This window comes from Nostoc sp. NOS(2021), from assembly GCF_017115025.1.
Taxonomy (GTDB): domain Bacteria; phylum Cyanobacteriota; class Cyanobacteriia; order Cyanobacteriales; family Nostocaceae; genus Nostoc.
The window spans coordinates 71544-84764 of record NZ_JABXKM010000033.1 but is presented as its reverse complement, the minus strand read 5'-3'; the positions used below and the strand labels follow the sequence as shown (position 1 = coordinate 84764).

The 13221-nt window shown below is 41.0% G+C and carries 2 protein-coding genes; both read right to left on the bottom strand.

Going from position 1 to position 13221, the window contains the following annotated elements:
* Window positions 1-505: 505 nt before the first annotated feature.
* On the bottom strand, window positions 506-2515 hold the full coding sequence (locus HWQ41_RS03615; RefSeq protein ID WP_292760029.1) for an ATP-binding cassette domain-containing protein: 2010 nt from the start codon (window positions 2513-2515) through the stop codon (window positions 506-508).
* A gap of 165 nt (window positions 2516-2680) precedes the next feature.
* Window positions 2681-13132: a non-ribosomal peptide synthetase gene (locus HWQ41_RS03610; protein ID WP_292760027.1), complete on the bottom strand. Its 10452-nt coding sequence runs from the start codon at window positions 13130-13132 to the stop codon at window positions 2681-2683.
* Window positions 13133-13221 lie beyond the last annotated feature (89 nt).

Here is a 13221-nt window from a genome sequence, read left to right as displayed (position 1 = left end):
TTGGCGGGGTGGGGTTCTTGGGGTTTAGTAAGTAATCAAGCGGACATGATATTAGACATTTTTATTTTGGTGGTTACAGTATTTTCAATTTAGTTTTTGTTTAATGATTGAGTAGAAGAGTTAGGTATATCCTCTAATACAGTTAATTGATTAGGCTGTGTAATTTTTAATTCAAGCATTCCTCCTTGTGCTTTTTGGGGTGCAACATTTATGATTTTGGCTTCTTTACCTTGTAAAGCAATTGGATTAGAAGCACCGGGAACTTGATTAAGAATTTTTCGAGGTATAATTATGGCTCTTCCGTACCTGTTATGCTAAAAATGTCTGTAAATAAGTTTGAAACCCTTATTGGGCAATAATAACAGGCATTAAGATTACCATTTGAGTCTTAGTGCTGAAATTGAGTTTATAATCGCCTGTAAGCCTTGATTTTAAAGTAAAATTTTGGGGTTTAATTAAAATTTCAGCATAACACCTACTGAAGAACCAAAAGTATGAGTAGTTGCTAAACTCTCACCCATTTCAACACTTTGGGATCTTTATCATAGCGATAGATAATGCCATCTCTATTAGTGATAGGTTCCCCTTTGTTTGCTTTACTTCTAATAGTAGTAATGGAATAGTAGGTTAATTCATTCATTTCTTTATGAGATAATCCTTCGACTGTACTGATTTCTGCTTGAATTAGGGATTTATCTTGAGAAGAATCATTTATTTTTATTTGAGGATTTGTGGAAGGAGTAGTGACAATTGTTTTTTGATTTCGATAATCCTGCACAGTCATAAGTTGCCAACTAGAATCTTGCGAAAGTTCCAGAACCCATTGATGATAATTAAATAAACTTTCTCGATGCCCAACACTAATAAACGTTGTTTTAGTCTCTTGTAATTGTTGATATAAAGTTCCTTCATTCTTCAAATCTAAGGCACTTGTTGCTTCATCTAATATAGTGAACCTTGGATTAGTCACTAACAGGCGTGCGAAAGCCAGGCGTTGTTGTTCTCCCAAGGACAATATATTCTCCCAAGGAACTTCAGTATCAAAACTTTCAACTCGACTTAGCAAGTTTTGCAGGTTAACTTGTTGCAAAACTTCTTTGAGTTCTGCGTCGGTCAATTGACGATTAGTTTTAGGATAAAGCAACTGTTCGCGCAAAGTTCCCAGAATTATATAAGGACGTTGGGGTAAAAATAAGACTTCTTTTAGAGGAGGACGCACCAAGCGACCAGTTCCTGCATTCCACAAACCAGCGATCGCTCTCAACATAGAACTTTTACCTCGACCACTTGGCCCAACAATCAATAAACCTTCTCCTGGCTGAACAGCTAGTGACAAGTTTTCGACGATTACCTGTTCATAGTTTGGCGTTTGTAAAGTGACGTTCTCAAAAGCAAAATAATTCTCTTCTATTGTTTTAATAGTACCGACGTTTTCAGGTTCTTTTGCCACTGCTTCTAAAGCATCTGAAAAATCAGATAAACGCTGAACATAACTAGAAAATCCCCCAGAAACGCCAAATTCAGCTATTAATTCTTCCAAAGCACCAGCAAAGAAATAGCAAGCTGTAGTAGCTTGTCCAATTTGTCCGAAATCAATATCACCTCTAATAAATAAAGGTGCAAGTACTAAAAGTGTGAGAAATTCGATAGTAGCCCGATATCCCCTGTTAAAAATTGCCTGATTTCTCTCCCAATTAATCTTTTCTTTAATATTTTTTATGAGGATAGTAAATCTGCGTTGAATTATATTCAGTTCTTGTTTTTCTCCTTGAAAAAAAGCTATTGACTCAGCGTGATTGCGGACATGAGTTAGACAATAACTATAATCAGCTTTAGATTCAAGTTCTGCTTGATTAATCTTAATTAATTCTTGATTTAAGTAAACAGCAATAAAGTTGCCTATAATTGTATAGATAAGCAGAGCAACAGCTATCTGTTGGGAAATTGACCAGACAACTATTAAAAAAGTTACCATTTCCAGTGCTTTTTCTAGTAAAGTAGCTGAAAAACTGAGCGCACTACTGGTTATCGGTTCAATTTCTTGAGATAAACGTTGATCCGGGTTATCAATATCAGCTTTAAAATTGATTTTATAATAAGCACGATTGTTCAAATATTTATTTAAAATATGATTATCGAGCCATTGATACCAATCAAGAGAAATTTGTTTTCTAATAAATTTAGTAAATCCTACTAAAATCGTTATCAAGACAAGTCCAACAGCATAAAATGATATAGTATAAGTAAATTTAGAATAATCTTTTTCCTGAATGATGACATCGATTAAATAGCGATGAATGAAACTATTATAAGTAGTTGCAGCTACAAGGGCGAATATTAGCAATATTAGGAGAATAAGCATTCCCCAGGCGCGAATAACGTCTGAAAAGGCTCTTTCACCTGGCTTTGTTGGATACCAGTAAGGGCCGGCGATCGCTCTTATATCTTGCCAAAATTGAATAAAATCTGAAAAAGCATTTGTTGAGGGTTTAGCTTGAACAACTTGAGTTTGCATATTTTTGAAATTAAACTAAAAACTTTTATAACTAGATTTAATACTATTTTTTCCACACCTGGGATTTAATTTGGTTAAAACTAGCAATCATAATACAATTCCTTACATTTAAAGGGTGTTTACTGACAACGTAGAGACACCAATTTAGCGTCTCTACATAGTTTTTTAGCAAATATCTATTGATTGGTTTCTTGCTTGTTCAAGAAATTTTTCGAGTTTTTGAACTAGGGTCTGGACATGAGGTGGTGACACCATGTTTAGATGATTACCAGGAACTACAACCGTTTCTATATGTTCCACCAGTTCTTTCCAGTGATATTCAAAGTCGGTATCCGTCTCACTGGCTTTAAATAGAACAATTGAGCCTGAGTAATATTGACCTTTGTAATTTTGTACGGCTTGACCGTTGATCTGGGAAATTTTTAGCAGATGGGGAGCTTGATCAAAGTCAAAACCTTCTATAACTACATTTTTCTGTTTAGCTTGTTCCTTGACATAAATTATCTGCTCCTCTAGCTCTAATTGCCGCAGTTCCTCTAAACAGAGGTCTAAACGATCTTTGAATAACTCTACTAATAGAAAAGCATTGTCTATTAGTCCTTTATAACTTAGACAAGGAGGATTAGTATCTATTAGAGCCAACAGAGCTATTTGTTCACCTTGATGGGAAAGTTGTTGAGCCATCTCAAAAGCTACCAAGCCACCAAAAGACCAGCCAGAAAGAAAATAAGGGCCATGAGGTTGAACGGTTTGTAACTCTTGGATATAGTGAGTTGCCATTTGTTCAATGCTAGTATGAGGATGATTTTCAGGATTTAAACCAAAAGATTGTAGCCCATAGAATGGCTGTTCTGAACTCAAATAATAAGCAAGATGGTGATAGCAAATAACATTTCCCCCGCCAGGGTGAACACAGAACAGAGGTGGTTGATTGCCATTAGCTTTGATAGGAACTAGTGCAGACCAAGGTAAAGGATCTGTTGAGGAACTCAAGAAATTTGCTAGTTGTTCGATAGTGGGATATTGGAACAAAATAGCTAAAGGTAAATTTATCTGGAAATGCTTTTGAATCTGTGTCATGAGACGAACAGCTAGAAGAGAATGACCTCCAAGTTCAAAGAAGTTATCTCGGATGCTGACAGGATGAATGCCCAGAATGTCTTCCCAAATTTGTACTAGTTGAAATTCCCAAAGATTTCGGGGTGCGTCAAAGCCTTTTCGCTGTTCCTTTTGAACAAGTTTGTGAGGCGGTCTAACTTGCGGAATTTGCTCTGCTGAAATCCTTTCTATCAGTGTTTCAAGGTACTGCTCTGGAAGGTCAACAATCCTGTTCAACAAAGCCTGAAAATGTTCCAGAATCTGGGCTATAGCCGGATTGTCATAACGGTATCGGTTGTAGATGATGCGAAACTCTAGCTCTGAACTTGGGCTAACTAGAATGGTGAGGGCATATTTTGTTTGTGCGCCTATAGAACGAGCCTGAGATTGATTCTTGTCATGGTTCGCAGACTGTTTTACTGATGAATCGACTGAATGGTTTTGGAAAACCAGAAGACTCTCGTAGAGGGGTAATGATCCGGGTACTTCACTCCATTCGTGAATTTGTCCTTCAGAGCAGTATTCATAATCTCGTTGCGTGAAGCTTTGATCATGGATGTCTCCAAGCCAAGACCAAAGTGATGCTTGGGGAGAAACCTGGAGCCGCATCGGTAAGGTATTAATGAATAGACCTAACATGGATTCAGCCCCTACCAATTCTGAGGGACGACCAGAGAAAGTCGCGCCAAATACCACATCTTCCAGACCGCTATAACGACTCAAGAGCAAAGCCCAAATGCCTTGAACTAAAATATTTAAAGTCAAGTGATGTTGCCGCACCAAAGACTGCAAAGCTGCTGTTGCCGAAGCTGTTAAGCGGGTTTTTTGTTCACCATAGCGCTCTTCCTCAGCAGAAAAATTAACAGGTTCAACTTCTATTCCTAATGGGGTTGGACTTTTGAAACCTTGAAGTTTGCCCCGCCAGAATGCCTCTGCCTGCGACAAATCCTGCTGTTTTAGCCAGACGATATAATTTCTGTAGGGATGACTGGGTTTCAGTGATAAATCTTGACCTTTGCTGAATGCCTCGTAGAATGCAAAAACCTCCTTGAAGATGAGAGGCACGCACCAGCCGTCTGTAAGAATGTGATGAGAAGTCCAGACGAATTGATAGGCATTCGAGCTTACTTGGAAAAGCGCCAAACGCATTAGCGGTGGTTCATTCATCTCGAAACCACGCAGTCGGTCTGCACTGAGATAGATTTCTAATTTTTCTTGCTGCTGGGACAGAGAAAGTCCGCGCCAATCTTGCTGTTCCAGTGAAATTTTCACTCCCTTCAGTACAACTTGAAGTGGCTCATCTTGATCTTCCCAAATAAAGGCTGTTCTGAGGATTGAGTGCCGCTCAACGACACGCTGCCAAGCTTTTTCAAAAGCTAAAGAGTCTAGTTCTTTTTGTAAGTATAAAATGCACTGCTCAAGATGTATCCCTGACTCAGAAGCAGATAGAGTCTCGAAAAGCATTCCCTGTTGTGAAGAAGAAAGTGGATAAATTGATTCAATGTTTTTAGTTTGTAATCGAGCCAATAACTCATCCAGTTGTAATTGATTTAACTGTGCATCTGGAAAATCACTAGGTGTGTATCCTCTATTCTCTGCTAACTGACAATGTTCTATTATTGACCTGATTGCTTGAATATAGCTCTGTGCCAATTTCTCCACTGTGGCACGAGTATGAACATGACTATTGTAAGTCCAATCAATTAGTAATTCACCTTCTACTACCAGAGCATTAATATCCAATAGATGGTCACGAGTTTGCTTTAAACTTTGGCTAGCTCCAGTAGATTCAGGCGCAAATTTCCAACCAGTTTCTGACTGTATTTGGTCAAATTGTCCCAGGTAGTTAAAACTAATTTCTGAAGCGGGAATTGTCTTTATTTGTTCATTAACAGTCGTATCTTTACACAAGTAACGCAATATACCGTAGCCAATCCCACGATTAGGAATCGCTCGTAATTGTTCTTTGATAGATTTGATTATTTCTCCTGGTTGGTTTAATGAAGGTAGTTGCAATAATACGGGAAACAAACTGGTAAACCAACCTACCGTCCGTGATAAGTCTACATCTGCAAATACTTCTTCTCTACCATGTCCTTCTAAGTCAATTAGTACAGTTGAATTTTCCGTCCACTCTGCTATTGAAAGTACTAATGCACTTAGCAGTGTATCATTAATTTGTGTGTTGTAAGCTTCGTTTACTGACAATAGCAGAGTTTGGGTTTCTTCTTGACTTAATTTCACTGATACACAAGCAGCACTACCTACTCTATTTTCTTGTTGAATGTCAGCAGAATCTGATGGTAATGGTGTTATCTTAGACCAAGGTTGGTTCAGCCAATAGTCTAACTCAAGTTTTATAATTCCTGACTGTGCATAATTGTTTAATTTCTCTGCCCAATCAATAAATGCTGTTGTTTTCGCACTTAGCTTTGGAGATTCCTGAGTAATTAGTTGTTGATAAATTTTTTGTAGGTCTGATAATAAAATTCGCCAACTTACACCATCTACTGCTAGGTGATGAATAATAATTAGTAACCTAGCATCACTTTCATTACCCAAGTTAAACATCACCACTTGCATTATCGGCCCTGTTAACAAGTTTAAACTTGCTTGATACTCTGCGGCGATTTTTTCTAGAGCTAGTGGCTGTTGACGTATGGGCGTTGATGATAAATCAACTACGGCAAATGGTACTTTGTCATCTAATCCTTGGTTTATTTGTTTGTATTCAGCTGCAACCGATGTGAATTTTAAACGCAAAGCATCGTGATGCTCTAATAATTTTTTCAAGGCTATTTCAATTAATTCACTTTGCAGATGATTTGGAATCTGCAATAAAACTGATTGGTTATAATGGTGGGCTTCTGGGCGATTTTGTGCAAAGAACCTTTGTTGAATGGGTGTTAGGGATGCAACTCCAGTCACTATCCCTTGTTTAGACTCAACACTCACTGTTGTATTTGCAACCTTGGCAAGTTCGGCGATGGTTTGGTTTTGGAATATTTGTTTGGGAGTGATTTGTAATCCTGAGTTTTTGGCACGAGAAACTATTTGAATACTCAGGATGGAGTCGCCACCAATTTCAAAGAAGTTGTCGTGGATGCTGACTTTTTCTTTGAGCAGCAGTTCTTGCCAGATGTTGGTTAATATTTGTTCTATGGCTGTACGTGGTGCTACGTACTCATGTTCCCGGCTAATTTCCCCATCATGTGTTGGTAGTGCTTTGCGGTCTAGTTTGCCATTGGGTGTTAACGGTAGGTTGTCTAAGGTGACAAAGCCACTGGGAATCATGTATTCTGGTAGCTGTTGCTTGAGGAATTGACGCAGTTGGTTGGTAGTCAGCGATTCATCACTCTTGACTACATAAGCAACTAAGCGTTTGTTACCTGGAATATCCTCTGTTACAATAGCTAGGGCTTGTTGGATTTGGGGGTGGGTATTGAGGGCTGCTTCGATTTCTCCAAGTTCGATGCGGAAGCCGCGAATCTTCACTTGGTTATCGATACGACCAAGGTATTCGATATTACCATTACTTAGGTAACGTGCCAAGTCTCCTGTTTTGTAAAGACGTTCTGTGGCATCAGAAAAGAGATTTGGGATAAATTTTTCTTGGGTGAGTTCTGGGCGGTTGAGGTAGCCTTTTGCCAAGCACACACCACCAATGTACAATTCTCCTGGCACACCAATGGGAACAGGCTGTAAATACCTGTCTAGAATATATACAGTTCTGTTAGGCAGAGGACGACCAATAGGCATTTTTTTCAGATTGGTGTCTTCACTCAACTGGGGAATGATTTCAAACAGGGTTGCGGTGATGGTCGTCTCTGTGGGGCCATAAGCGTTGACCAGACGAACACGAGACATTGCGCTTTGTTGCCAAATCGCAACATATTCGGGCAACATTACATCTCCACCAACAATCACAAGTCTCAGTTGGCTATTGGTATCTAACACTTGTGTTTTGGCCCACTCTTGAGCCAATTGTTGCCAGTAGGCTGTTGGGAGATTAATGACAGTAAGTCCAAAATCCGAAACTATTTTTTGGAAGTTTGTCGGAGTCCATACATCTGAGCCTCGGAGTACCAAGGTAGCGCCAGCTATTAGTGTCGGAAATATCTGTTCTAATGAGGCATCGAAGTTGATTGAGGCAAACTGGAGTACGCGATCGCTCTTTTCAAGTCCATAAACTTGTTGAATAATATAGCAGTGGTTGGCGATCGCACCATGTGGAATCATAACCCCTTTGGGTCTACCTGTAGAACCAGAGGTATAAATCACATAAGCCAAGTTACGATCTTGCACAGTAGCGACTGCATTATCCTGACTTGACTGAGAAATAAATTGCCAGTCAGTATCTAAACATACAACCTCCGCTTGATGCTGAGGCAACTTTTCAAGGAGTTGCTGTTGTGTCAGCAGCACCGGAACTTGAGCATCTTCTAGCATAAAGCTCAAGCGTTCTTGAGGATAGTCTGGATCGAGTGGCAGGTATGCCCCACCCGCCTTGAGAATACCCAGTATTCCCACCACCATTAACAGCGAACGCTCTACACACAACCCCACCAGCACATCTGGTTTTACACCCAAGGACTGCAAGTAATCTGCCAACTGGTTAGCGCGAGTATTTAACTGGTGGTAGGTTAGTTGTTGATCTTCAAACACCACCGCTACAGCATCAGGGGTGTGCCCAACCTGTTCTTCAAACAACTGATGGATGCATTTATCACCAGGATAGTCTACTTGAGTGTTGTTCCACTCAACAAGTAACTGTCGTTGCTCAACTTCTGTCAGCAGGGGCAATTGGGAAATTTGCTGCTGCGGATTAGTAACAATGCCTTCTAGCAATGTCACAAAATGCCCCGCCATTCGCTCGATAGTGCTGGCATCAAATAAGTCAGTGTTGTACTCCCACGCACCCACCAACCCCGTAGGAGTGTTCTGCATTAGCAAGGTAAGATCAAACTTTGCCGTTGCGCCTTCACTCATCAATGGAGTAACAGTTAACCCAGTCAGTTCTAGTGCAGACATGGGCGTATTTTGAAGAACAAACATTACCTGGAACAGTGGTGTATAGCTGAGATCCCGTTCTGGCTGCAATGCATCCACCAGCATTTCAAAAGGCAAGTCCTGATGAGCGTAGGCATCCATTGCCATATCTCGAACACGAGTCAGTAATTCACTAAAGCTCGGATTATCTGCCAAGTTGGTACGCATGACTAAATTGTTGACAAAAAAGCCAATTAACCCTTCGCTTTCCAAGCGATCGCGGTTAGCAATGGGAGAGCCAACCAAAATATCTGCCACACCTGTGTAGCGGTGAAGCAGGGTATCATAAGCTGCTAACAGCGTCATGAACAACGTCACTCCTTGCTGCTGGCTCAGTTTTGTCAACCTATCAGTTAACTCAAAGGAGAGGGCAAACTTTTGATACGCCCCAGCGAAAGTCTGCACAGCAGTTCTTGGTCGGTCTGTGGGCAGCGACAATAAAGCTGGTGCATCTTTTAGTTGTTGTTGCCAGTAACTTAGTTGAGTTTGCAGTACATCCCCTTGCAACCAGTCTCTTTGCCAAATTGCGAAATCTGCGTACTGAATCGGCAGTGGTGTTAAAGGTGATGGCTGACCTTGAGAATAAGCATTATACAACGCTGCTAGTTCTTGGATAAACACACCCATTGACCAACCATCAGAGACTACATGGTGCATACACACTAACAAGACGTGTTCTGTCTGTGATAGCACTACTAATGTCGCCCTGAATAATGTTTCATTGGCCAGGTCAAATGGTTGAATAGTTTGTTGTTGCGCTAATTGCTGTGTAGCTATTTCTTGTTCGCCTAGTGGCAGATATTCGCACTCAACAACTGAAACTGTCCAATTCGTTTGTGTTTGAATGATTTGTGTTGGTTGTCCATCAACAGTGACGAAATTAGTGCGTAGCGCTTCGTGGCGATGAATAATTTCTTGTAAGCTTTGATCTAAGGCTGCAACATTAAGAGTTCCTACTAGACGCAAAGCCACAAGAATGTTGTATGAGGGGCTGTTCGGCTCAAACTGGTCTAAAAACCACAAACGCTGTTGAGCAAATGACAGTGGTAAGTCTGTATTCTTAGCTCTTGGTAGAATGGGTGGTGCAGACAGTTGTAAGTTCTGTTGCTGTAACTGCTCAATTGCTTGTGCCAATTCAACTAGTGTTGCTGTGGCAAACAACTCACGCAATGGTAGTTCCACTTTGAAAATGTTGCGGATGCGTGAAACTAGTTGCGTTGCTAGTAGGGAGTGTCCTCCTAATTCAAAGAAGTTGTCATAAATCCCCACTGGTTCTACTTTCAGCACTTGCGCCCAAATTTGTGCCAACAGTTCTTCAATCTGAGTACGTGGGGCTACATATTTATCTGTGATTTCGCTGTATGAATCTGGTTCCGGCAAAGCACGGCGGTCTACCTTACCACTAGGAGTTAGTGGCAAGGACTCCAAAATGACAAAAACATTCGGTACCATGTACTCTGGCAGCTTTTCTTTGAGGAATTGCCGCAGTTCGCTAATTGTGGGTATACAGTCCTGATGTGCTACTACGTAAGCGACTAGACGTTTATCACCGGGAGTGTCTTCGCGGGCGATGATACAACATCCTTCCACATCTTCATACTGGCTTAGTACTGCTTCAACTTCTCCTAACTCAATGCGGAAACCACGTATTTTTACTTGGTTGTCGATGCGTCCTAAGTATTCGATGTTGCCATCTGGTAAATGGCGTACTAAATCCCCAGTTTTATATAATTTACTCTCTCCTAGCTTCTCAAACGGATTAGAGATAAATTTTTCTTGTGTTAACTCTGGACGGTTGAGGTAGCCTCGTGCCAAACAGACACCACCAATGTATAACTCTCCTGGCACACCAATAGGTACAGGCTGTAAGTATTTATCTAAAATATGAATTTGTGTATTGGCAATTGGCTGTCCAATCGGAGGAAGTAACGGCCAAGTGTTCACTGAATTAGTCAGTGTAAAAGTAGTGACTACATGGGTTTCTGATGGCCCATAATGATTGTGCAAAGTACAATCATTTAATTTGCTGAACAGTTGAGATATAGCCGGAGTAATCTGCAACTGTTCCCCAGCAGTAATAATTTCCCTCAGATGACTATTAACTAACTCACTATCAACAGCGACTTCAGCTAGTTGTTGTAATACAACAAAGGGAACAAATAGTCTCTCAATAGCTTTTTCTTCGAGGAAACCTAACAAAGCTGCTGGATCTCGGCGTAGTTCCTCTGTAATTAAGAACAATGTGCCTCCCGAAAACCAGGTAGTGAATATTTCTTGGAAGGAGACATCAAAGCTAATAGGGGCAAATTGCAGGGTTTTTGCTCCAGTAGAAATTGTATTATTTTGAAGTTGCCACAGAATTAGATTGCAAAGAGCAAGCTGATTAAGGGCTACGCCTTTAGGTTGACCTGTAGAACCGCTCGTGTAAATAACATAAGCTAAGTTATTAACTTGTACGCCAGAGATAAGATTTTCCTGACTTGATTGAGAAAACAGTCCAGCGTCAGTATCTAAGCAGACAAGTTTTGCTTGATGCTCAGGTAGTCTGTCAACGAGTGACTGCTGGGTGAGCAATACTGAAACTTGAGCATCTTCTAACATGAAAACCAAACGCTCTTGAGGATAGTTTGGATCAAGTGGCAGATATGCCCCACCTGCCTTAAGAATTCCTAATAGTCCTACGACCATTTCTAGGGAACGCTCAACACATAACCCAACTAGCACATCGGCTTTCACACCCAAAGACTTTAGATAATGGGCTAACTGGTTAGCACGACAGTTCAATTTATAGTAGGTCAGTTGTTGATTGCCAAACTCCACCGCCACTGCATCGGGTGTACGCCCAACCTGCTCCTCAAACAACTGATGGATAGATTTATCACGGGGATAATCTACGTGAGTATTGTTCCACTCTACTAACAACTGCTGTTGCTCAACTTGTGTCAGCAGGGGCAATTGGGAAATTTGCTGTTGTGGGTTGGCAATAACACCTTCCAGCAAGGTCACAAAATGACCTGCCATCCGCTCTATCGTGCCAGAGTCAAACAAGTCTGTATTATATTGCCACGCAGCTAACAGCCCAGAGGTAGTATTTTTAATGAACAAAGTTAAATCAAATTTGGCAGTTGTCCTTTCTGTCCCGAATGAACTGACAGTTAGCCCAGGCAGTTCTACCTCAGATGTGGGCGCATTTTCGAGGACAAACATCACTTGAAACAGTGGTGTATGGCTGAGGTCTCGTTGTGGCTGCAATGCTTTTACCAATTCCTCAAAGGGGAGGTCTGGATGAGTGTAAGCTAAGAGCATCACCTGCCGCACTCGACTGAGCAACTGCTGAAAACTGGGGTTGCCTGACAAATCGGTACGTAGTGCTAAAGTGTTGACAAAAAAGCCAATTAACCCTTCAAGTTCCAAGCGATCGCGTTTAGCAAGAGGCGTACCTACTACAATATCATCCGAGCCTGTATAGCGATAAAGTAAGGTAACAAATGCTGCGAACAGCGTCATGAATAGTGTAGCTCCCTCTTGCCTACTGAAATTGGCGATCGCTTCAGTCAGTTCCTCTGAAAATTCGACACTTTGGATTGCGCCCTGGAAAGTTTGAATGGCTGGTCTTGGTCTGTCTGTGGGTAATTCTAGAAAGGTAGGAGCGTTTTTGAGTAGTTGCTTCCAATAATCCAGCTGCGTTTGTAGTACTTCTGTTTGCAACCATTGCCGTTGCCAAATAGCAAAGTCGGCATACTGAATTGGTAGCTCTGGTAGCTCTGGTGGGAAGTTATTGCAGAGTGCTGAGTAAATGGTTGCTAACTCCTGCATCAATACGCCCATTGACCAAGCATCGAAGACAATGTGGTGAAATGTTAGTAACAAGACGTGTTCTACCTCTGTGAGTTTAAGCACAGAAGCTCGGATTAAACCAGAGTTAGCGAGGTCAAAGGGTCGAATAGCTTCTGCGGTAGCTAATTGCTGGCAAGCGATTTCTCTTTCACTTTCAAGTAGCTCTGTTAGGTTTACTACTGACAAATTTAAGGTTAAGCTTTCAGCAATTACCTGAACGGGCTGTTCGTTGAAGGTGCGGAAGTTGGTACGTAAGGCTTCGTGGCGAGAGATAATTTTGTTGAGGCTTTGCTCTAGCGCCACGACGTTCAACTTACCATGAAGTTTTAGAGCTACTTGTTCGTTGTAAAAGGGGTTATCTGGTTCCAACTGGTTTAATAACCAGAGTCGTTCTTGAGCAAAAGACAGAGGTAAATTCTGAGTACGCTCGGCTTTAATCAGGGGTAAATCTGTATCGTTGTCCGCATTTATCTGGTGCAGCAACAAAATAAGTTCTGTTTTATGCTTAGTTAATAAGTCACGAGTTTCTGGTGTCAATACTCCCTCTGGAGCATCAACGCACAAGCGATTGCCTTCAACCCACAACTCCACATCCTGATGAGAAAGTTCTACTACAAATTGCTTGAGATTCATAGAATCATATCCTTCATATTGTCAACTAATTCAGCAGAATGTGTGAGATGATCACAACTTATTTTGTAAGGTTGTATATTTGTAGAGAA

Coding starts and splice junctions, on each gene's coding strand:
- HWQ41_RS03615 (WP_292760029.1), bottom strand. CDS start 2,515: ATGCAAACTCAAGTTGTTCAAGCTAAACCCTCAACAAATGCTTTTTCA.
- HWQ41_RS03610 (WP_292760027.1), bottom strand. CDS start 13,132: ATGAATCTCAAGCAATTTGTAGTAGAACTTTCTCATCAGGATGTGGAG.